Below are 20,695 nucleotides of genomic sequence, written 5' to 3'. Positions count from 1 at the left end.
ATTAGCCGTTGAACACGTCGTTCACGCTTTTGAGCGGATAGTTCTTCGGATACGGCAGGGTGGCCACGCCAGTCTCGATGGCGGCCTTGGCCACGGCATCGGAGATCACGGTGATCAGGCGGGCATCCATTGGCTTGGGAATGATGTACTCACGACCGAACGCCAGCGCCTGGCCGCCGTAGGCATCGCAGACTTCCTGAGGCACTGGCAGCTTGGCCAGATCCTTCAGGGCGATGGCCGCCGCGATCTTCATCTCTTCGTTGATACGCTTGGCGCGAACGTCCAGGGCACCACGGAAGATGAACGGGAAGCCCAGTACGTTGTTCACCTGGTTCGGGTAGTCCGAACGGCCAGTGGCCATGATCACGTCATCGCGAGTGGCATGGGCCAGCTCCGGGGAGATTTCCGGATCAGGGTTGGAGCAGGCGAACACGATCGGGTTCGACGCCATGGACTTCAGGCCTTCGGCGCTCAGCAGGTTCGGACCGGACAGGCCAACGAACACATCGGCACCCTTCAGAGCGTCGGCCAGGGTGCGCTTGTCGGTAGCGTGGGCGAACACTGCCTTGTACTGGTTCAGGTCGTCACGGCCGGAGTGGATCACGCCGGTACGGTCAACCATGAAGATGTTCTCGATCTGCGCACCCATGCTCACCAGCAGCTTCATGCAGGAGATGGCGGCAGCACCGGCGCCCAGGCAGACGATCTTGGCATCGGCCAGGGTCTTGCCGGCGATTTCCAGGGCATTGATCATCCCGGCCGCGGTCACGATGGCGGTACCGTGCTGGTCATCGTGGAATACCGGAATGTCGCACTGCTCGATCAGGGCGCGCTCGATCTCGAAGCACTCAGGCGCCTTGATGTCTTCCAGGTTGATGCCACCGAAGGTGATGGAGATGCGCTTGACGGTATCGATGAAGGCTTGCGGGCTTTCGGAGTCGACTTCGATGTCGAACACATCGATGCCGGCGAAACGCTTGAACAGTACGCCCTTGCCTTCCATCACCGGCTTGGAGGCCAGCGGGCCGAGGTTGCCCAGGCCCAGAATAGCGGTGCCATCGGAAATGACGGCAACCAGGTTGCCTTTGCCGGTGTACTTGTAGGCCAGCTCCGGGTCGCGAGCGATTTCACGTACCGGTTCGGCTACGCCGGGGCTGTAGGCCAGCGCCAGATCACGAGCGGTAGCAGTGGCCTTGGTGAGCTCGACACTCAGCTTCCCTGGACGAGGATTGGCATGATATTCGAGAGCGGCAGTTTTCAAATCAGACATGTGGGCATTCCGCTTTTACTGTTGGACAGACGGACCGCCGAGGATACGCGTGTCGCATAGTCCCCACAAGACTGGCCAGTCACCCCTGTCAAGGCCTGTAGCCTACGACTTTGGGCCAAGAGCCGCGGCCCGCAAGGCTTTCAACTGTTCACAATCTAAATAAAAAATGTCTACAATTTATTTGTCATCAGAGCAATCTCAGCATCGAAGGGTCTTTGATCGAGATCATCCAGCGCGCAAGCGGCAGCGAGGAACGCCCCCGCTGATGACGATCCACGACCCAGCCACGAGCCTCGACGCGGCGCCCGACAAGGCCTTTGAGCCGCTCAGGGGGGAAGCGGCCACGGATATTGGGTGCAATGCGTAATACAACCGCTCCATTCAATGTGATCCAAACCCCGTTGCGATTGCGTTGCACCCCACTTACCCGCCCGCTCAGCACGGCAAAACCCGAGGAGCGAATCTGCTCCGGTTTCAGTACAGGCGAACGCCGCCAAAGCCCTAGCCTGGCCCTGCGCGCATGGTTTTCAGCAGCTTGCTGGCAGGCGACCAATGCGACATTCGGCGCCAGGGCGATATGGTAGGCGAGCCCCTCGGCAATCAACCGGGCTTCGAAGTTCACGCCATTGGCGCCATAGACATGGGCCAGGGTCCGCCCATAGCGATCGAACCTCTCGCGACCGGGCACCAGGCCAACCCGGCCACCATTGCGCGCGACCAGTTGCTCCAGGCGCCTGCGTGCCGCCACGGCCAACGGCTCGGCCAAACGCCCCTTTGCGGCCAACTCCGGTGCATTGAGGCCGATCATGCGTACGCTGCGGCCGTCCTTGAGACGCAGGGTGTCACCGTCCACTACCCGCGCCACCACCACAGGAGTCAATGACGCCGGAGCCGGGGCTGGGCAAAACGCCTGGGCGGCTGTCAGCCAAATCGCAGGCACAAAAAAGGCGCCCACTAGGGACGCCTTTTTCATCAGCGAGGAAAGTCGGTATCGGCTTTCCAGAACGATCAGCCTCAGGCCTTTTTCGTTGCGCCGAAAGCACCAAAGCGCGACTTGAACTTGTCGACACGACCGCCAACGTCCAGAGTCTTCTGCTTACCGGTGTAGAACGGGTGGCACTCGTTGCACACGTCCAGGCTCAGAGGCTTGGCCAGGGTGGAGCGAGTTTCGATGACGTTACCGCAGCTGCAAGTAGCGGTAATGGCTTCGTATACTGGATGGATATCGGCTTTCATGATGTATTCCTCAGGCTAGCGTGCCGCCACCCAACACTATTGTTGAATACCGCACGAATTAGGGCGCGGATTCTACCAGACCCCATCAATCGCGCAAGAGATCCTGACTGCCCTCCATCAGAAAAACCCTCCACCACCTTGACAGCCCGCGCCGCTCCCTACCCGGAATCGACAGCATGCACCCGTGAACAGGTGCCCACGCTTGTGCAGGACACCCCTGCGCTCGTCTGTTAGGCTCCAAAACCTACCGACTGCCCGCCCTGTGAGACCTCCCCGCGTGCCCGACGCCATCCTGCGCCTAGCCCTGCCTTCGCCCTTGCGCCGCTTGTTCGACTACCGCGCCCCAGCCGGGGTACTGCGCAGCCAGTTGCAACCAGGCATGCGCCTGCGAGTGCCATTTGGGCGCAGGGAAATGATCGGCATCCTGGTCCAGGTAGCGGATCACAGCGAAGTCCCGGCGGAAAAGCTCAAGCCGGCCCTCGCCCTGCTGGATCCCACCCCACCGTTGCCAGCAGCCCTGTTCAAGCTGTGCCTGTGGACCGCCCAGTACTATCAGCACAGCCTGGGCGACACCCTGAGCTGGGCCTTGCCGGTGCTGCTGCGCCAGGGTGAGCCGGCCGAGGCCCGCCAGGAACGCTTCTGGTCGGTCGCGCCCGGCGCTCGCCTCGACGATCCGCGAATAGCCCGTGCCCCCCGCCAGCGAGAAGCCCTGGCCACCCTGGCCCAACACCCCCACGGTGTCCCCCATGCGCTCTTGAGCAAGCTGATGCTGAGCAAGGACAGCCTGGACCTGTTGCTGGCCAAGGACCTGGTGCAGATAGAGGTACGCAGGCACGCCCCTGGAGCACGTCACGAACACTGGCTGGCCCAGCCGGAACTGCCGCTCAACAGCGAACAACGCGCCGCGTATGAAGCGATCCGCGCCGGGTTCGACAGCTACCATGCCTTCCTCCTGGCAGGAGTCACCGGCAGCGGCAAGACCGAGGTCTACCTGCAACTGATCCGCGAAACCCTGGAAGCCGGCAAGCAAGCCCTGGTACTGATCCCGGAAATCAACCTCGGCCCCCAGACCCTGGCCCGCTTCGAACAACGCTTCAATGCGCGTATCGCCCTGCTGCACTCGGCGGTCAATGATCGTGAGCGCCTGGACGCCTGGCTGGCGGCCCGGGACGGCGAGGCGGATATCATCATCGGCACCCGCTCGGCGCTGTTCACCCCGATGAAGAATCCCGGGCTGATCATCATCGACGAGGAGCACGACGGCTCCTATAAACAGCAGGAAGGCTTGCGCTACCACGCTCGCGACCTGGCCCTGGTCCGCGCCCGCCAGGAAGACATCCCGATCGTCCTGGGCTCGGCCACCCCATCCCTGGAAAGCCTGCATAACGCCTACACCGGCCGCTATGGCCTGCTGCGCATGAATGAACGGGCCGGCGGTGCAAAACCACCGCGTTTCCTGCGCCTGGACGTCAAGAGCCGTCCACTGGACAGCGGTATTTCCGGGCCCATGCAACAAGCCATCGGCCAGACCCTGGCCGCCGGGCAACAGGTCCTGGTGTTCCTCAATCGCCGCGGCTTCGCCCCGACGCTGCTGTGCCATGACTGCGGCTGGATGTCCGAATGCGAACGCTGCGACGCCCGCATGACCGTGCACCAGCGTTCGGGCGAACTGCGTTGCCATCACTGCGGCCATGTGGAACGTGTGCCACGGCATTGCCCACAGTGCGGCAAGGTCGACCTGCGGCCAGTGGGAGCCGGCACCGAACGGGCAGAGGAGCGCCTGGCCATCCTGTTTCCCGACTACCCGGTACTGCGGGTGGACCGCGACAGCACCTCGCGCAAGGACGCGATGAACCAGCTGTTCGCCACCATCCAGAAAGGCCATCCGTGCATCCTCGTCGGCACGCAGATGCTGGCCAAGGGTCATCACTTCCCCCGGGTCACCCTGGTATCGATCCTGGATGCCGATGGCGGCCTGTTTTCCGGGGACTTTCGCGCCAGCGAACGCATGGCACAACTGATCGTCCAGGTAGCGGGACGCGCAGGGCGCGCCGAAGAACCCGGCAAGGTGATCATCCAGACCCACCTGGCCGACCATCCGCTGCTGGTACAACTGACCGAGCAAGGCTACTTCGCCTTCGCCGAGCAGGCCCTGAGCGAACGGCGCAGCGCCGGCCTGCCACCTTTCGCCCACCTCGCACTGCTGCGCGCCGAGGCCCACAAGCCAGGCCAGGCCGAGGCTTTCCTGGACGAAGCCTGCAGCGAAGCCGAGCGCCTGCTGGCCGAACAGGAGCTGGGCGGCATCGAGCTGCTGGGGCCTGTACCCGCCCCCATGGAGCGCCGGGCCGGACGTTATCGTGCTCAACTGCTGCTGCAAGCCAGCGCCCGGGCCCCGCTCCACCGCCTGTTGAGCAGCTGGCTGCTGGCACTGGAGCAGATGCCTAGCGGGCGGCAAGTTCGCTGGTCGCTGGATGTGGACCCCGTCGACCTGTACTGACAGGCCAACTGCAGCCCCTGGTTTAAGCAGCAAGCAGAACCTGCCGATCCTTGCTGCTTGAAGCCTGGTGCCTGCCACTCACCCCCCAGAGGTTGGCAACCCGCCCCTGGCAACGGATAATGCCCAGTTTTTCCACCTGCGCATCGAAGCGCCGCCGCGCCAGCGGTCGAAAGAGAAGACCATGAAAGACACCATTCGCCAGCTCATCCAGCAAGCCATCGCCCAACTCGTCGCCGAAGGTGTGTTGCCAGAAGGTCTGGCGCCGGCGATCCAGGTCGAGAACACCCGCGACAAGACCCACGGCGACTTCGCCAGCAACATCGCCATGATGCTGGCCAAGCCCGCCGGCATGAAGCCTCGCGATCTGGCGGAAAAGATCATCGCCGCCCTGCCGGCCGACGAGAACCTGAGCAAGGCGGAAATCGCCGGCCCAGGCTTCATCAACTTCTTCCAGAACACCCAGGCCCTGGCCGCCCGCCTGGACGCCGCCCTCGACGACGCCCACCTGAACGTGCGCAAGGCCGGCCCGGCACAACGCACCGTGATCGACATGTCGGCGCCCAACCTGGCCAAGGAAATGCACGTCGGCCACCTGCGCTCCACCATCATCGGCGACGGCGTGGCACGGGTCCTGGAGTTCCTCGGCGATACCGTGATCCGCCAGAACCACGTGGGCGACTGGGGCACCCAGTTCGGCATGCTGATGGCGTACCTCGAAGAAAACCCCATCACCAGCGACGAGCTGTCGGACCTGGAGAATTTCTACCGCGCCGCCAAGCAGCGCTTCGACGAGTCCGAAGCCTTCGCCGATCGCGCTCGCAGCCTGGTGGTCAAGCTGCAGGCCGGCGACCCGGACTGCCTGGCCCTGTGGAGCAAGTTCAAGGACATCTCCCTGTCCCACTGCCAGAAGATCTACGAGCTGCTCAACGTCAAGCTGACCATGGCCGACGTGATGGGCGAGAGCGCCTACAACGATGACCTGATCAATGTGGTCAACGACCTCAAGGCCCAGGGCATGCTGGTGGAAAGCAATGGCGCCCAGTGCGTGTTCCTCGACGAGTTCAAGAACGCCGAGGGCGAGCCGCTGCCAGTGATCATCGTCAAGGCCGGCGGCGGCTACCTGTACGCCACCACCGACCTGGCCGCCGTGCGCTACCGCAGCGGCAAGCTCAAGGCCGACCGCGCCCTGTACTTCGTCGACCAGCGCCAGGCCCTGCACTTCCAGCAAGTGTTCGCGGTGGCCCACAAGGCCGGCTTCGTCACCCATCCGATGGACATGGAGCATATGGGCTTCGGCACCATGAACGGCGCCGACGGCCGTCCGTTCAAGACCCGTGATGGCGGCACCGTGAAGCTGATCGACCTGCTGACCGAAGCCGAGGAGCGGGCCTACGCCCTGGTGAAGGAGAAGAATCCGCAGTTGGCGGAAGCCGACCTGCGCCGCATCGCCAAGGTGGTGGGCATCGACTCGGTGAAGTACGCCGACCTGTCCAAGCACCGCACCAGCGACTACAGCTTCAACTTCGACCTGATGCTCAACTTCGAAGGCAACACCGCGCCCTACCTGCTGTACGCCTATACCCGTGCTGCCGGCGTGTTCCGCAAGCTGGGCAAGGACTTCAGCCAGGTACAGGGCAAGATCGAACTGCACGCCGCCCAGGAACTGGAGCTGGCGGCACGCCTGGCGCAGTTTGGCGAGACCCTCAACAACGTCGCCGAAAAAGGCACCCCCCACGTGCTGTGCAGCTACCTGTACGATGTGGCCGGGCTGTTCTCCAGCTTCTACGAAAACTGCCCGATCCTGGCAGCCGAGACTCCCGAGCAGATGAATAGCCGCCTGCGCCTGACCGAGCTGACCCGGCGTACCCTCAAGCAAGGTCTGGAACTGCTGGGCCTCGAAGTCCTGGAGCAAATGTAAGTTGGCTGCCAAGAAAAAACCTGCACCCAAGCGTGGCGCCAGCCGTTACCAGCCTCCGGCCAAGAAGCCGATTCCGGGCTGGTTGTGGTTGGCCATCGGCCTGACCATCGGCGCCTTCATCGTGTTCCTGATGAAGCTCGAGCCCGGCAAGGGTGGCGACAGCGTCAAGCGCGAGAAAATCGAGCAGCAGAAAGCCACCAAGATTGCCGAGGCCAACAAGACTCCGCCCAGCCCACAGCAGCCGGTGAAGCCCAAGTACGACTTCTATACGCTGCTGCCGGAGTCGGAAGTCATTGTGCCGCCTGAAGCCGTACCGGAAAAAACCCTGCCGACACCACAGGTGCCGCCAGTGCCAACTACCCCGGTAACCCCGGCGGAAGCGGCGAAGATCGATACTGCCCGGGCCCAGGCCGCCCTCGCCGGCATCACCCCGCCACCAGCGCCTCCCGTGGCCAAGGCGGCTCCGGTCACCAAGTTCTTCCTCCAGGCCGGCTCGTTCCGCAAGGAAGCCGATGCCGACAAGGTGCGCGCGCAAATCATCCTGCTGGGGCAGTCGGTCTCGGTCGAGTCCGGCACCGTCAAGGAGGAGACCTGGTACCGAGTACTGGTCGGCCCGTTCAGCAACCGCGAGCAACTGACCGTTGCCCAGAAGCAACTGGCAGGCGCCGGCTTCAGCAACCTGCTGTTACAACAGCGTCAAAGCCGCTGACACCCTATGGCGAGGGAGTTCGCTCCCTCCGGGCCGCCTCGCGGCCCCAGGGTTCCCCCCAAACAGCCGCTATCCCTTCCTCCCGGGACGCCCACCACTCGTCTCTCTCCACACATTGCAGTTGAAAAACCTCGCACCACCCCCATATGAGTTTCCATCTGGGCACTTTCGCCCCGCTGCGTGGAGACTTCCCCTTGACCACCATCGTTTCAGTCCGCCGCCACGGCAAAGTCGTCATGGGCGGCGACGGCCAGGTTTCCCTTGGCAACACCGTGATGAAAGGCAATGCGAAGAAAGTTCGCCGCCTGTACCACGGCCAGGTCATCGCAGGCTTCGCCGGGGCCACCGCCGATGCCTTCACCTTGTTCGAACGCTTTGAAGGCCCGCTGGAAAAACACCAGGGCCACCTGATCCGCGCCGCTGTCGAGCTGGCCAAGGAATGGCGTACCGATCGCTCCCTGAGCCGCCTGGAAGCCATGCTGGCCGTGGCCAACAAGGATGCATCCCTGATCATCACCGGCAACGGCGACGTGGTCGAACCTGAAGACGGCCTGATCGCCATGGGTTCCGGTGGCGCCTACGCCCAGGCGGCTGCCAGCGCCTTGCTGAAAAAGACCGACCTGTCGGCTCGCGAGATCGTCGAGACCGCCCTGGGTATTGCCGGCGACATCTGTGTATTCACCAACCACACTCAAACCATCGAGGAGCAGGATCTCGCGGAATAAGCCTGTTCCGGCTCGGGCCTGCCGCCAGGCGGCAGGCGTGCCACGGCATTCATTCCTGCTTGAGAACCGCCAATTACTATGTCCATGACACCCCGCGAAATCGTCCACGAACTCAATCGCCACATCATCGGCCAGGACGACGCCAAGCGCGCCGTGGCCATTGCCCTGCGCAACCGCTGGCGGCGCATGCAACTGCCTGTCGAGCTGCGGGCTGAAGTCACCCCCAAGAACATCCTGATGATCGGCCCTACCGGCGTGGGCAAGACCGAAATCGCCCGCCGCCTGGCCAAGCTGGCCAATGCACCGTTCATCAAGGTCGAGGCCACCAAGTTCACTGAAGTGGGCTACGTGGGCCGCGACGTCGAGTCGATCATCCGCGACCTGGCCGACGCCGCGCTGAAGATGCTTCGCGAGCAGGAAATCGTCCGTGTGCGCCACCGCGCCGAAGACGCCGCCGAGGACCGCATCCTCGACGCCCTGCTGCCCCAGGCCCGGGTCAGCAGCTTTGCCGAGGAAGCCGCGCAGACCAGCAGCGACTCCAACACCCGCCAGCTGTTCCGCAAGCGCCTGCGCGAAGGGCAGCTGGACGACAAGGAAATCGAGATCGAAGTCGCCGAGAACATGGGCGTCGAGATCGCCGCGCCACCTGGCATGGAAGAGATGACCAACCAGCTGCAGAGCCTGTTCGCCAACATGGGCAAGGGCAAGCGCAAGACCCGCAAGCTGAAGGTCAAGGAAGCACTGAAAATGGTGCGCGATGAAGAAGCCAGCCGCCTGGTCAACGAGGAAGAACTCAAGGCCAAGGCCCTGGAAGCCGTCGAGCAGCACGGCATCGTGTTCATCGACGAGATCGACAAGGTGGCCAAGCGCGGCAACGTCGGCGGCGCCGATGTCTCCCGTGAAGGCGTGCAGCGCGACCTGCTGCCGCTGATCGAAGGCTGCACCGTCAACACCAAGCTGGGCATGGTCAAGACCGACCACATCCTGTTCATCGCCTCCGGCGCGTTCCACCTGAGCAAGCCGAGCGACCTGGTGCCTGAACTGCAAGGTCGCCTGCCGATCCGTGTCGAACTCAAGGCCCTGACTCCAGAGGACTTCGAACGCATCCTCAAGGAACCGCACGCGTCCCTGACCGAACAGTACTCTGCGCTGCTCAAGACCGAAGGCCTGGACATCGAGTTCGCCGACGAAGGCATCAAGCGCCTGGCGGAGATCGCCTACCAGGTCAACGAGAAGACCGAGAACATCGGGGCTCGTCGCCTGCATACCTTGCTCGAGCGCCTGCTCGAAGAGGTGTCGTTCAGCGCCGGCGACCTGGCCAGCGCCCACAGCGAGGAGCCGATCCGCATCGACGCGGCCTACGTCAACAGCCACCTGGGTGAGCTGGCACAGAACGAAGACCTGTCCCGCTACATCCTCTAAGCGCCAAGCTGCGAGCTGCAAGCGACAAGCTGATTCGCGTCGCTTGCAGCAACGCTTCGCTACTGTTTTATCCGCGATGGCTTGAATCTCCCTGCTCGTAGCTTGAAGCTTGCAGCTTGAAGCTCAAGAGAGAACGCCCATGGCCCGCCTGCCCACCGGCATCAACCTGCACAAAGCCTCCAAGACCCTGACCCTGACCTACGGGCCGGACGAGGTCTACCACCTGCCTGCGGAATTCCTGCGGGTGCATTCCCCCTCCGCCGAGGTCCAGGGCCACGGCAACCCCATCCTGCAATTCGGCAAGCTCGGCGTCGGCCTGAGCAAGATCGAAACGGCCGGCCAGTACGCACTGAAATTGACCTTCGACGACGGTCATGACAGCGGACTGTTCACCTGGGATTACCTGTACCAATTGGCACTGCGCCAGGACGACTTGTGGAGCGACTACCTGGAGCAACTCAAGGCCGCTGGAAAGTCCCGTGATCCGAACGAGTCCATCGTCAAGCTGATGCTCTAGCTCAAGCCTCTGGCTGTTTAGAGGGCATTTTCTAATTCCATCTGTTTGAATGCAGGGCTGCATGGTCAATGAATGGCCTGCTTGCGAAAAAAAATAAACTCGGGTAACCAATGGATCTGGCAGGTTCCCTGCAGAGCTTTCGGAACATAGAAGCAGCGGTGCGCAAATAACGGTCACCCGAGCAGTAGTACCGGCATCGTGCTGTGTAACTGCACAGCAAGCCCGGTACTCGTCTCAGGACAATGGAGCGTCGTAGATGAGTAACAAGAATAACGATGACCTGAAACGCCAAGCCTCGGAGAACACCCTGGGGCTCAATCCGGTCATCGGCTTGCGTAGAAAGGATCTGCTTACCTCTGCTCGAATGGTGCTTGCCCAGGCCATCAAACAACCCATCCACAGTGTCAAGCACGTTGCCCATTTCGGCGTCGAACTGAAGAACGTGATGTTCGGCAAGTCGAGCCTGCAACCAGAAAGCGACGACCGCCGGTTCATCGACCCGGCGTGGAGCCAGAACCCGCTGTACAGGCGTTACCTGCAAACCTACCTGGCGTGGCGCAAGGAGCTTCACGACTGGATCGGCAATAGCAACCTCTCCGAACAGGACATCAGCCGCGGGCACTTCGTGATCAACCTGATGACCGAAGCCATGGCCCCGACCAACAGCGCGGCCAACCCCGCCGCGGTCAAGCGCTTCTTCGAAACCGGCGGCAAGAGCCTGCTGGACGGTTTGTCCCACCTGGCCAAGGACCTGGTGCACAACGGCGGCATGCCCAGCCAGGTCAACATGGACGCCTTCGAAGTGGGCAAGAACCTGGGCACCAGCGAAGGTTCGGTGGTGTTTCGCAACGATGTGCTGGAGCTGATCCAGTACCGGCCCATCACCGAGCAGGTGCATGAGCGCCCGTTGCTGGTGGTGCCGCCGCAGATCAACAAGTTCTATGTTTTCGACCTCAGCCCGGACAAGAGCCTGGCGCGCTTCTGCCTGCGCAACAACGTGCAGACCTTCATCGTCAGCTGGCGCAACCCCACCAAGGCCCAGCGCGAGTGGGGCCTGTCCACCTACATCGAGGCCTTGAAGGAAGCGGTCGACGTAGTGACCGCCATCACCGGCAGCGAGGATGTGAACATGCTCGGCGCCTGCTCCGGCGGCATCACCTGTACCGCGCTGCTAGGGCACTATGCGGCACTGGGCCAGAAGAAGGTCAACGCCCTGACCCTGCTGGTGAGCGTGCTCGACACCACCGTGGACACCCAGGTCGCACTGTTCGTCGACGAGCAGACCCTGGAGGCCGCCAAGCGCCACTCCTACCAGGCTGGCGTGCTCGAAGGCCGTGACATGGCCAAGGTTTTCGCCTGGATGCGGCCCAACGACCTGATCTGGAACTACTGGGTCAACAACTACCTGCTGGGCAACGAGCCGCCGGTGTTCGACATCCTGTTCTGGAACAATGACACCACGCGCCTGCCTGCCGCGTTCCATGGCGACCTGATCGAGATGTTCAAGAACAACCCACTGACCCGGGCCAATGCCCTGGAAGTGTGCGGCACGCCGATCGACCTGAAGCAGGTGAGCGCCGACATCTTCTCCCTGGCCGGTACCAACGACCACATCACGCCGTGGAAGTCCTGCTACAAGTCGGCGCAACTGTTCGGCGGCCATGTGGAGTTCGTTCTCTCCAGCAGCGGGCACATCCAGAGCATCCTCAACCCACCGGGCAACCCCAAGGCGCGCTACATGACCAGCTCCGAGATCCCGGACTGCCCCGACCAGTGGCAAGAGAACTCGGTCAAGCACACCGACTCCTGGTGGCTGCACTGGCAAGCCTGGCAGGCACAGCGCTCTGGAGAACTGAAGCCGGCACCCGAGACCCTGGGCAGCAAGAAGTACCCGGCAGGCGAGGCATCGCCGGGCACCTACGTCCACGAACGCTGATCGGGCCTCGAGCACGGCGGTACCAAAAGTGCCGCCAAGCCCTATTCTTGATATGAGGCCTGGCCTCGGGAAATCCGGAGCGCGCCAGCAAGGGCGCCTCCAACGGTTCAATTCACAGGGCTACGGCATGCCACACTCTTTCATCTTCCGTACCGTCGACCTGGATGGCCAGACCATCCGCACCGCGGTACGTCCCGGCAAGCCTCACTTGACGCCATTGCTGATCTTCAACGGCATCGGCGCCAACCTGGAGCTGGTGTTCCCCTTCGTCCAGGCCCTGGACCCGGACCTGGAAGTCATCGCTTTCGACGTGCCCGGTGTCGGCGGCTCATCGACACCGAGCCGGCCCTACCGTTTTCCGGGCCTGGCCAAGCTCACCGCGCGCATGCTCGACTACCTCGACTATGGCCAGGTCAATGCCGTCGGCGTGTCCTGGGGCGGGGCCCTGGCCCAGCAGTTCGCCTACGACTACCCCGAGCGTTGCAAGAAGCTGGTACTGGCAGCCACCGCCGCCGGCGCCTTCATGGTTCCCGGCAAACCCAAGGTGCTGTGGATGATGGCCAGCCCACGGCGCTACGTGCAGCCCTCCCACGTCATGCGTATTGCACCGTTGATCTACGGCGGGGCCTTCCGCCGTGACCCGAACCTGGCGGCCGAACATGCGGCGAAAGTGCGTTCGGCCGGCAAGCTGGGCTACTACTGGCAACTATTCGCCGGAGTGGGCTGGACCAGCATCCACTGGCTGCACAAGATCCACCAGCCGACCCTGGTGCTGGCCGGCGACGACGACCCGCTGATTCCCCTGATCAACATGCGCATGCTCGCCTGGCGCATCCCCAACGCCCAGTTGCACATCATCGACGACGGCCATCTGTTCCTCATCACCCGGGCCGAGGCCGTCGCCCCGATCATCATGAAGTTCCTCCAGGAGGAGCGGCAGCGGGCAGTGATGCATCCGCACCCGTTGCCAGTACACCCGGCCAAATAAAAGAGCTCTGTCGACAGGACCGTCGCGCGCAGGAAGGGCCAGGACCGACTATGTTATCTGTCTTGAATTGGTCTGCTTGTTGGTGGTTTGACGAAGGAGTGTTGACTCATGCAAGACAAGCCTGCGCAGGGTGCGCTGCCCTCCCCTGCAACCTATATCACGGCACAAAGCGCGATTACCGGCTTGCGCGGCCGTGACCTGCTTTCCACCTTGCGCAGCGTCGCGGCCCATAGCCTGCGCAACCCATTGCACAGCGTCCGCCACACCCTGGCCCTGGGCAATCAGTTGGGTCGGGTACTCCTGGGCGAGACCCTGCACAAACCCAACCCCAAGGACAACCGCTTCACCGACCCGGCCTGGAGCCTCAACCCCTTCTACAAGCGCGGATTGCAGGCCTACCTGAGCTGGCAGACACAGGTCCGGCACTGGATCGACGACAGCGGCATGGACGAGGACGACCGGGCTCGTGCGCACTTCGCCTTCTCCCTGTTCAACGATGCCGTGTCTCCCTCCAATACCCTGCTCAACCCGCTGGCCATCAAGGAGATCTTCAACACCGGCGGCAACAGCGTGGTGCGCGGTATCGGCAACCTGGTGGATGACCTGCTGCACAACAACGGGCTGCCCAACCAGGTGACCAGGCACGCCTTCGAAGTCGGCAGGAACCTGGCCGTTACCCCAGGCTCGGTGGTGTTTCGCAATGAACTGCTGGAACTGATCCAGTACCGCCCCATGAGCGAAAAGCAGTACGCCAAGCCGCTGTTGATCGTGCCGCCGCAGGTCAACAAGTACTACATCTTCGACCTCAGCCCGACCAACAGCTTCGTCCAGTACGCGCTGAAGAACGGCCTGCAGGTGTTCATGGTCAGCTGGCGCAACCCGGATGTACGGCACCGCGAGTGGGGCCTGTCGAGCTATGTCGAAGCGGCCGAGGAAGCCCTGAATGCCGCGCGCTCCATCAGCGGCAGCCGCGAGGTCAACCTGGTGGGCGCCTGCGCCGGGGGCCTGACCATTGCCGCCTTGCAGGGCCACCTGCAGGCCAAGCGGCAGTTGCGCCGGGTGTCCAGCGCGACCTATCTGGTGAGCCTGCTGGACAGCCAGCTCGACAGCCCGGCGACCCTGTTCGCCGACGAGAAGACCCTGGAGGCCGCCAAGCGCCGCTCCTACCAACAGGGCGTCCTGGACGGTCGTGACATGGCCAAGGTTTTCGCCTGGATGCGGCCCAACGACCTGATCTGGAACTACTGGATCAACAACTACCTGCTGGGCAAGGAGCCGCCGGTGTTCGACATCCTCTACTGGAACAACGACAGCACCCGGCTGCCGGCCGCCCTGCACGGCGACCTGCTGGACTTCTTCAAGCACAACCCGTTGAGCCATGTCGGGGGGCTGGAGGTGTGCGGGACCCCGATCGACCTGCAGAAAGTCACCGTGGACAGCTTCAGCGTGGCCGGGATCAACGATCACATTACCCCCTGGGATGCGGTCTATCGCTCGACCCTGCTGCTGGGTGGCGAGCGACGCTTCGTGCTGTCCAACAGCGGACACGTCCAGAGCATCCTCAATCCACCCGGCAACCCCAAGGCCAATTACGTGGAGAACCCCAAGCTGAGCAGCGACCCGCGAGCCTGGTACTACGATGCCGAGCATGTCGACGGCAGTTGGTGGGGCCAATGGCTGGCCTGGGTCCAGGCACGTTCGGGAACGCAGCGCGAATCCCTGGCCACATTGGGCAACCAGAAGTACCCCCCCATGGAAGATGCCCCTGGCACCTACGTACGCGTGCGCTGAAACGCCTTGCCCTTCGGCTCCAGAGCGGAGCCGCCCCTAAACGGACCGACAAGAAGTCAGGATGAAGACCCGCGACCGGATACTCGAATGTGCCCTGCAGTTGTTCAACCAGAAGGGCGAGCCCAACGTCTCCACCATGGAGGTAGCCAATGAAATGGGGATCAGCCCCGGCAACCTCTACTACCACTTCCACGGCAAGGAGCCATTGGTACTCGGCCTGTTCGAACGCTTCCAGAGCGAACTGACGCCGCTGCTGGACCCGCCGTCCAACGCACAACTGGAGGCGGAAGACTACTGGCTGTTCCTGCACCTGATCGTCGAGCGCCTGGCCCACTACCGCTTCCTGTTCCAGGACTTGTCCAACCTGGCCGGGCGTCTGCCAAAGCTGGCCAAGGGCATTCGCAACCTGCTCAACGCCCTCAAGCGTACGCTCGCCTCGCTGCTGGCCCGGCTCAAGACCATGGGGCAGTTGGTCAGTGGCACCCAGGCCCTGGGCCAGTTGGTGGAACAGATCACCATGACCTTGCTGTTCTCCCTGGACTACCAGCGGATTCTCGATCGCGAGGGCGAGGTTCGCCTGGTGGTCTACCAGATCATGATGCTGGTCGCCCCGCATCTGTTGCCACCGGCCAAGCTGGCCACGGAACAGATGGCCCTGCGCTACCTGGATGAACAGCAGTAGCCCGGCTTTCTCCCGCCAATAAAAAACGCCCGGTCTTCGCAGGCCGGGCGTTTCTGCATCCTGATGGAATCAGGACTGGCTGCTTGGCGTCGCAGGGGTCGATGTGGCCGCTGGAGTTACCGCTGGAGCCGGTGCGGCAACGGAGTTCGCCGAACTGGCCGATACCGCTGGCGCTGCCGCGGCGGGCTTGGCCGCGACCGCAGGTTTGGCAGCGGGCTTCTTGGCAACAGGCTTTTTCGCCGCAGCCGGCTTCGCAGCGGGTTTGGCGGCAGGCTTGGCTGCTGCCGGTTTTGCTGCCGGTTTTGCCGCAGGCTTGGCGGCGGGTTTTGCTGCAACCGGCTTGGCTGCTGGCTTGGCCGCGGGCTTGGCGGCTGCGGTCTTGGCTGCAGGTTTCGCAGCAGGTTTCGCAGCCGCCTTGACTGCTGGTTTGGCTGCAGGCTTGGCCAGGGGTTTGGCCGCGGGCTTGGCGGCTGCGGGCTTGGCCGCTACCGGCGCAACCTTGGCACCTGTGAGCTTCTCGATCTGCTTGGTCAAGGTATCGACCTTGTCATGCAGCGCCTTCACTTCATTGCGGCTCGGGACGCCCAAGCGCGAAATAGCGCTGTTCAGGCGCTTGTCGAAAGCTCCTTCCAGCTCATCCCACTTGCCCAGGGCACGGTCCTTGACGTCACTGATTCGCGACTTGGCCGAGTTCGCGGAATCTTTGGCGGCATCGACTTTCTTGCCGACTACATTCTTGGTCAGCTTCTCGGCTTTCTCGCCATCCTTGACCAAGGATTCGAAAAGCTTGCTGCCGTCAGAGTCGATTTTCGAGTACACGCCTAAACCAGCAAGCCAAATTTTACGGGAGTACTCTTCGACTTTCCCGATCCACGAGCTGCCTTCTTTTTCAGTATTCTTTTTACCAGCCATCCCGTTCTCCTTAATGTTTACGCGCGACACGTTCGAGCAATGCAGTCAGCTCATCGAGCTTAGCAGAGAGTGTCTCAACGTCATGTTTAGACGGAATGCCGATGCGATTCAAGGCACTGGCGACGCGCGTATCAAAAGCCTTCTCGACTTTATCCAACTGCACTTCGACCCGGCCTTTAAGCGTGCTGACATCCCCCTTGACGCTATCTATCTGACTATTGGCCGCTTCAAGTTGTTCAGTGACAGCTTTTTTGCCTTTCTTTTCAACGGATTGACCTGCCTTGATCAACTCCTGAAAGTAATCGCTGCCTTCCTGGCCGACTTTGGCGTAGGCGCCCAGACCAGCCAGCCAGATCTTGCGGGCATAGGATTTGACTTCGCTCAGAGCAGTCGATCGAACATCAACTTTTTTCTTCAGAATTACTTTGGTCATGGTGCACCTCACGCGCAGAAGGTTTGAGGAACTGCCCTCGACAAGAGGACTTGAGGCACAACCTAGAGAGAAAAATTAGAATCGGCACCCTAACGAATGCAATAAAACCCTGCGCGCAGGTTCCGCCAGTCAATCGGCGGGCGATGCTCCCCGGGCACCCTTGCAGTGCCCGGGCACGCCGTCACCGGCGCAGGCAAAGGACTCAGGCCAGGGCCTTGTCCAAGGCCTTTTCGATCTCCGCCTTGATGGTGCCGCTCATGGCCGACATCAACATGCCCAGTTCCACATCGATGCGAATCGACTCATCGCCCACATGCACCGCGCCCTTGACCCCGGAGCGCTTGAGATTCAGCGTATCCCCCGCCCACTGCGGTTGCAGGCCGTATTGATCGGCAAGTTTCTGCGCCAGTTTATCGGCCTTCTCACGGGCAACCTGCTTACCCAGGCCATGGGCACGTTCAACACTAATACGGGCCATCTAAGGACTCCTGCTGTTTCGGGACTTGCCTGAAACATCTTGACCCTATGTGCGTCAAAACGTCCCGGCGGATGGCTATCTTACATTCAGGCTTGCCAAGACAAAGACCGCCACCGGCATTAGAATGTCCCGCATTCTCTTTTGGTGACAGCGATATGACTGACCAGCGCAAAGGCAGCGATGCCGAACCCACCACTCACTTCGGCTTCAAGAACGTTCCCGAGAGCCAGAAAGCGGAAAAAGTCGCCGAGGTATTCCACTCGGTAGCGGCCAAGTACGACCTGATGAACGACGTGCTGTCCGGTGGCATGCACCGGCTGTGGAAGCGCTTCACGATCGAGCTGTCGGGCGTTCGCCCCGGCAACCGCGTGCTGGACATCGCCGGCGGCACCGGCGACCTGACCAAGCGTTTCTCCCACCTGGTAGGCCCTACCGGCCAGGTCGTCCTGGCGGACATCAACGAGTCCATGCTCAAGGTCGGTCGCGACCGCCTGCTGGACCTGGGCGTGGCCGGCAACGTCGAGTTCGTCCAGGCCGATGCCGAAAAACTGCCCTTCCCGGACAACCACTTCGACTGCGTGACCATCGCCTTCGGCCTGCGCAACGTGACTCACAAGGAAGACGCCCTGCGCTCGATGCTGCGGGTGCTCAAGCCCGGTGGCCGGCTGCTGGTCCTGGAATTCTCCAAGCCGACCAACGCACTGATGTCCAAGGTCTACGATGCCTATTCGTTCGCCTTCATGCCGCTGGCCGGCAAGCTGATCACCAACGACTCGGAAAGCTACCGCTACCTGGCCGAATCGATCCGCATGCACCCGAACCAGGAAACCCTGAAGTCGATGATGGTCGAGGCCGGTTTCGATCGCGTGACCTATCACAACATGACCGCAGGCATCGTCGCCCTGCACCGCGGCATCAAGCCCTGATGCTGCTCAGCGGCCTGCTCGCCAGCGTCGAGACCGGCATCAACCGGATGCTGCGCCTGGACAGCACGGCCTTGCCGCGCCTGCAGCACCTGACCGGCAAAGTGATCGCCGTGGACTGCCAGGGCCCGGCGCTGCAGCTGTTCATCCTGCCCAGCGATGAAGGCCTCATGTTGGCCTCGCGCTGGGCCACCGATCCTGACTGCACCCTGCGTGCACCGGCCTCGAGCCTGGTGCGCCTGGCCCTGAGCAAGGACAAGACCGGTGTGCTGCACAGCCCGCAGGTCGAGCTGGAAGGTGATAGTGGCGTGCTGCTGGACCTGGCGGCCATTCTCCAGGACCTCGAGCTGGACTGGGAGTACGAACTCTCCCGCTGGCTCGGCCCGGTGGCGACCCAGCTGTTCAGTGGCCACGTGCGCAGTCGCGCACGCTGGTACCAGCAGGGATTCGCCAGCCTCAACCAGAACCTCGCCGAATTCCTCGCCGAAGAGTCGCGGACCCTGGTGGGTCAGCGCGAAGCCGAGGCACGCTTTCGCGAGCTGGACCAGGCCAAACTCGACCTGGAACGCCTAGAGGCGCGCTTCGAGCGCCTTTCCCGATCCCTTGACCCAAGCGATAACGCATGAAGCTGCTTGCCGTCCGCCGTCTGTTGCGCATCCAGCGCGTCGTGATCCGCTACCGCCTCGATGACCTGCTGTTTGCCCTGCCCCTGCCCTGGTTCCTCCTGGCCCTGCGCTTCGCCCTGCCGTGGCGTTGGTTCCCACGCAAGCCACTGGAGCTGAGCCGAGGCGCACGCCTGCGCCTGGCGTTGCAGGACCTGGGGCCGATCTTCATCAAGTTCGGGCAGATCCTCTCCACCCGCCGTGACCTGCTGCCGGAAGACATCGCCGACGAGCTGATGCTGCTGCAGGACCGGGTGCCGCCGTTCGACTCGAAAAAGTCCGTGGCCCTGATCGAAGAACAGCTGGGCAAGAAGATCAGCGACGTGTTCAGCCGCTTCGACATCGAGCCCCTGGCCTCGGCCTCGGTCGCCCAGGTACATGCCGCCAAGCTCAAGACCGGCGAAGAAGTAGTCGTCAAGGTGATCCGTCCGGGCCTCAAGCCGGTCATCGCCCAGGACCTGGCCTGGCTGTTCATACTCGCCCGGGCCGCGGAGAAGGTCTCCGCCGACGCCCGCCTTCTGCACCCGGAGGATGTGGTCAGCGACTACGAGAAGACCATCTACGACGAGCTCGACCTGCTGCGCGAGGCGGCCAATGCCAGCCAGCTCAAGCGCAACTTCGAAGGCTCGCCACTGCTCTACGTCCCCCAGGTCTACTGGGACTGGTGCCGGCCGAAAGTGCTGGTGATGGAGCGCATCTACGGGATTCAGGTCACCGACCTCGCGACCCTGGCCGACCAGCGCACCGACATGAAGATGCTTGCCGAGCGTGGCGTGGAGATTTTCTTCACCCAGGTGTTCCGCGACAGTTTCTTCCACGCCGACATGCACCCGGGCAACATCTTCGTCAGCACCGTACAGCCCTGGAGCCCGCAGTACATCGCCATCGACTGCGGCATCGTCGGCAGCCTCACCCCGGAAGACCAGGACTACCTGGCACGCAACCTGTTCGCCTTCTTCAAGCGCGACTACCGCCGCGTGGCCCAGCTGCACATCGATTCGGGCTGGGTCCCGGCGGAAACCAAGCTCAACGAGTTCGAAGCGGCGATCCGTACGGTTTGCGAACCGATCTTCGAAAAACCGTTGAAGGATATTTCCTTCGGCCAGGTGCTGATGCGCCTGTTCCAGACGGCCCGGCGCTTCAACATGGAAGTCCAGCCACAGCTGGTGCTGCTGCAGAAGACCCTGCTCAACATCGAAGGCCTGGGCCGCCAGCTGTACCCGGAACTGGACCTGTGGAACACCGCCCAGCCCTTCCTCGAGCGCTGGATGCGCGAACGTGTGAGCCCCAAGGCCGTACTAGGCAACATCCACAGCCAGATCGAGCAGTTGCCGCACCTGGCCAACATGACCCGCGACCTGCTCGAGCGCATGTCACAGCCCCATGCCGCCGATCCTCCAGCCCCCTGGAAGCGGCGCAAGGACGACTGGTTCCTGCGCCTGCTCGGTACCGCCCACCTGGGCGGCGGCGCGATCCTGGCCGCCGGCGGACCACTGCATGAGTTGGGACACTGGCCGGCTGGCATCATGATTGCGGTGGGCTTGTATCTGATCGTTCGCCGATAGCCAGTGGCGCGACCTGCTGGCAAACTGTCGA

General features: G+C 62.7%; 19 protein-coding genes. 13 read left to right on the top strand and 6 right to left on the bottom strand.

Going from position 1 to position 20,695, the window contains the following annotated elements; translation table 11 throughout:
• Nucleotide 1: 1 nt before the first annotated feature.
• From ATY02_RS03345 to rpmE, 3 genes are all read right to left on the bottom strand, one after another.
• Complete coding sequence (locus ATY02_RS03345) at nucleotides 2-1,270, bottom strand: malic enzyme-like NAD(P)-binding protein (protein WP_068576296.1); 1,269 nt, start codon at nucleotides 1,268-1,270, stop codon at nucleotides 2-4.
• Nucleotides 1,271-1,457: 187 nt separating this feature from the next.
• Entirely contained in the window at nucleotides 1,458-2,243 is a 786-nt protein-coding gene (locus ATY02_RS03340) for a thermonuclease family protein (RefSeq protein ID WP_068576298.1), read from the bottom strand.
• 41 nt (nucleotides 2,244-2,284) lie between these two features.
• Complete coding sequence (gene rpmE / locus ATY02_RS03335) at nucleotides 2,285-2,506, bottom strand: 50S ribosomal protein L31 (RefSeq protein WP_011058815.1); 222 nt, start codon at nucleotides 2,504-2,506, stop codon at nucleotides 2,285-2,287.
• 277 nt (nucleotides 2,507-2,783) lie between these two features.
• On the opposite strand from rpmE, the gene ATY02_RS03330 reads away from it, so the two are divergent.
• The 10 genes from ATY02_RS03330 to ATY02_RS03285 all read left to right on the top strand — a co-directional run bounded on the left by ATY02_RS03330 (nucleotide 2,784) and on the right by ATY02_RS03285 (nucleotide 15,691).
• Nucleotides 2,784-5,003 carry a primosomal protein N' gene (locus ATY02_RS03330; RefSeq protein WP_068576299.1) on the top strand — a complete coding sequence of 740 codons (2,220 nt, stop codon included), beginning with the start codon at nucleotides 2,784-2,786 and terminating at the stop codon, nucleotides 5,001-5,003.
• Between the two features lie 181 nt (nucleotides 5,004-5,184).
• Complete coding sequence (gene argS / locus ATY02_RS03325; RefSeq protein WP_068576302.1) at nucleotides 5,185-6,921, top strand: arginine--tRNA ligase; 1,737 nt, start codon at nucleotides 5,185-5,187, stop codon at nucleotides 6,919-6,921.
• 1 nt (nucleotide 6,922) lies between these two features.
• Nucleotides 6,923-7,630 (top strand): SPOR domain-containing protein, encoded by a 708-nt coding sequence (locus tag ATY02_RS03320; protein ID WP_068576304.1) that lies wholly within the window; start codon nucleotides 6,923-6,925, stop codon nucleotides 7,628-7,630.
• Nucleotides 7,631-7,824: 194 nt separating this feature from the next.
• The gene (hslV, locus tag ATY02_RS03315; RefSeq protein WP_068576314.1) at nucleotides 7,825-8,355 is read left to right on the top strand and encodes an ATP-dependent protease subunit HslV; all 531 of its coding nucleotides are present in this window, start codon (nucleotides 7,825-7,827) and stop codon (nucleotides 8,353-8,355) included.
• A 78-nt stretch (nucleotides 8,356-8,433) separates the two neighbouring features.
• Nucleotides 8,434-9,777, top strand: a complete 1,344-nt coding sequence (gene hslU / locus ATY02_RS03310) for an ATP-dependent protease ATPase subunit HslU (protein WP_068576306.1) — start codon at nucleotides 8,434-8,436, stop codon at nucleotides 9,775-9,777.
• Nucleotides 9,778-9,916: 139 nt separating this feature from the next.
• Nucleotides 9,917-10,294 carry a gamma-butyrobetaine hydroxylase-like domain-containing protein gene (locus ATY02_RS03305; protein ID WP_068576308.1) on the top strand — a complete coding sequence of 126 codons (378 nt, stop codon included), beginning with the start codon at nucleotides 9,917-9,919 and terminating at the stop codon, nucleotides 10,292-10,294.
• A 256-nt stretch (nucleotides 10,295-10,550) separates the two neighbouring features.
• Entirely contained in the window at nucleotides 10,551-12,230 is a 1,680-nt protein-coding gene (gene phaC / locus ATY02_RS03300; RefSeq protein ID WP_068605710.1) for a class II poly(R)-hydroxyalkanoic acid synthase, read from the top strand.
• A gap of 127 nt (nucleotides 12,231-12,357) precedes the next feature.
• Complete coding sequence (gene phaZ / locus ATY02_RS03295) at nucleotides 12,358-13,218, top strand: poly(3-hydroxyalkanoate) depolymerase (RefSeq protein WP_068576316.1); 861 nt, start codon at nucleotides 12,358-12,360, stop codon at nucleotides 13,216-13,218.
• A 108-nt stretch (nucleotides 13,219-13,326) separates the two neighbouring features.
• A complete protein-coding gene (gene phaC, locus ATY02_RS03290) occupies nucleotides 13,327-15,009 on the top strand; it encodes a class II poly(R)-hydroxyalkanoic acid synthase (RefSeq protein WP_068605712.1) in 1,683 nt (560 codons plus the stop codon).
• A 61-nt stretch (nucleotides 15,010-15,070) separates the two neighbouring features.
• Nucleotides 15,071-15,691: a TetR/AcrR family transcriptional regulator gene (locus ATY02_RS03285; protein ID WP_068589298.1), complete on the top strand. Its 621-nt coding sequence runs from the start codon at nucleotides 15,071-15,073 to the stop codon at nucleotides 15,689-15,691.
• A gap of 69 nt (nucleotides 15,692-15,760) precedes the next feature.
• On the opposite strand, the gene ATY02_RS03280 is transcribed toward ATY02_RS03285, so the two are convergent.
• The 3 genes from ATY02_RS03280 to ATY02_RS03270 all read right to left on the bottom strand — a co-directional run bounded on the left by ATY02_RS03280 (nucleotide 15,761) and on the right by ATY02_RS03270 (nucleotide 17,514).
• Nucleotides 15,761-16,603, bottom strand: coding sequence for a phasin family protein (locus tag ATY02_RS03280; protein WP_068589301.1), 843 nt, complete (start codon nucleotides 16,601-16,603; stop codon nucleotides 15,761-15,763).
• Between the two features lie 10 nt (nucleotides 16,604-16,613).
• Nucleotides 16,614-17,036, bottom strand: coding sequence for a phasin family protein (locus ATY02_RS03275; RefSeq protein WP_083235673.1), 423 nt, complete (start codon nucleotides 17,034-17,036; stop codon nucleotides 16,614-16,616).
• Between the two features lie 202 nt (nucleotides 17,037-17,238).
• Nucleotides 17,239-17,514, bottom strand: coding sequence for a polyhydroxyalkanoic acid system family protein (locus ATY02_RS03270; protein WP_068589307.1), 276 nt, complete (start codon nucleotides 17,512-17,514; stop codon nucleotides 17,239-17,241).
• A 155-nt stretch (nucleotides 17,515-17,669) separates the two neighbouring features.
• Here ATY02_RS03270 and ubiE point away from each other — a divergent pair, with 155 nt between their 5' ends.
• Genes ubiE through ubiB form a run of 3 tightly spaced genes read left to right on the top strand, consistent with a single transcriptional unit; the run spans nucleotide 17,670 to nucleotide 20,664 of the window.
• Nucleotides 17,670-18,440 (top strand): bifunctional demethylmenaquinone methyltransferase/2-methoxy-6-polyprenyl-1,4-benzoquinol methylase UbiE, encoded by a 771-nt coding sequence (gene ubiE, locus ATY02_RS03265; protein ID WP_068589310.1) that lies wholly within the window; start codon nucleotides 17,670-17,672, stop codon nucleotides 18,438-18,440.
• The gene (locus ATY02_RS03260; protein WP_068589313.1) at nucleotides 18,440-19,063 is read left to right on the top strand and encodes a ubiquinone biosynthesis accessory factor UbiJ; all 624 of its coding nucleotides are present in this window, start codon (nucleotides 18,440-18,442) and stop codon (nucleotides 19,061-19,063) included. The genes ubiE and ATY02_RS03260 overlap by 1 nt, the downstream gene beginning before the upstream one ends.
• Nucleotides 19,060-20,664, top strand: a complete 1,605-nt coding sequence (ubiB, locus tag ATY02_RS03255; RefSeq protein WP_068589315.1) for a ubiquinone biosynthesis regulatory protein kinase UbiB — start codon at nucleotides 19,060-19,062, stop codon at nucleotides 20,662-20,664. Before ATY02_RS03260 ends, ubiB begins: the two co-directional genes overlap by 4 nt.
• Nucleotides 20,665-20,695 lie beyond the last annotated feature (31 nt).

It is taken from the genome of Pseudomonas sp. BIOMIG1BAC (genome assembly GCF_001705995.2).
In the GTDB taxonomy this organism is placed as follows: Bacteria; Pseudomonadota; Gammaproteobacteria; order Pseudomonadales; family Pseudomonadaceae; genus Aquipseudomonas; species Aquipseudomonas sessilinigenes.
The sequence above is the reverse complement of the archived record's forward strand: the minus strand, read 5'-3'. Positions and strand labels throughout refer to the sequence as shown.

Coding starts and splice junctions, on each gene's coding strand:
- ATY02_RS03345 (WP_068576296.1), bottom strand. CDS start 1,270: ATGTCTGATTTGAAAACTGCCGCTCTCGAATATCATGCCAATCCTCGT.
- ATY02_RS03340 (WP_068576298.1), bottom strand. CDS start 2,243: ATGAAAAAGGCGTCCCTAGTGGGCGCCTTTTTTGTGCCTGCGATTTGG.
- rpmE (WP_011058815.1), bottom strand. CDS start 2,506: ATGAAAGCCGATATCCATCCAGTATACGAAGCCATTACCGCTACTTGC.
- argS (WP_068576302.1), top strand. CDS start 5,185: ATGAAAGACACCATTCGCCAGCTCATCCAGCAAGCCATCGCCCAACTC.
- hslU (WP_068576306.1), top strand. CDS start 8,434: ATGTCCATGACACCCCGCGAAATCGTCCACGAACTCAATCGCCACATC.
- ATY02_RS03305 (WP_068576308.1), top strand. CDS start 9,917: ATGGCCCGCCTGCCCACCGGCATCAACCTGCACAAAGCCTCCAAGACC.
- phaC (WP_068605710.1), top strand. CDS start 10,551: ATGAGTAACAAGAATAACGATGACCTGAAACGCCAAGCCTCGGAGAAC.
- phaZ (WP_068576316.1), top strand. CDS start 12,358: ATGCCACACTCTTTCATCTTCCGTACCGTCGACCTGGATGGCCAGACC.
- phaC (WP_068605712.1), top strand. CDS start 13,327: ATGCAAGACAAGCCTGCGCAGGGTGCGCTGCCCTCCCCTGCAACCTAT.
- ATY02_RS03285 (WP_068589298.1), top strand. CDS start 15,071: ATGAAGACCCGCGACCGGATACTCGAATGTGCCCTGCAGTTGTTCAAC.
- ATY02_RS03280 (WP_068589301.1), bottom strand. CDS start 16,603: ATGGCTGGTAAAAAGAATACTGAAAAAGAAGGCAGCTCGTGGATCGGG.
- ATY02_RS03275 (WP_083235673.1), bottom strand. CDS start 17,036: ATGACCAAAGTAATTCTGAAGAAAAAAGTTGATGTTCGATCGACTGCT.
- ATY02_RS03270 (WP_068589307.1), bottom strand. CDS start 17,514: ATGGCCCGTATTAGTGTTGAACGTGCCCATGGCCTGGGTAAGCAGGTT.
- ubiE (WP_068589310.1), top strand. CDS start 17,670: ATGACTGACCAGCGCAAAGGCAGCGATGCCGAACCCACCACTCACTTC.
- ATY02_RS03260 (WP_068589313.1), top strand. CDS start 18,440: ATGCTGCTCAGCGGCCTGCTCGCCAGCGTCGAGACCGGCATCAACCGG.
- ubiB (WP_068589315.1), top strand. CDS start 19,060: ATGAAGCTGCTTGCCGTCCGCCGTCTGTTGCGCATCCAGCGCGTCGTG.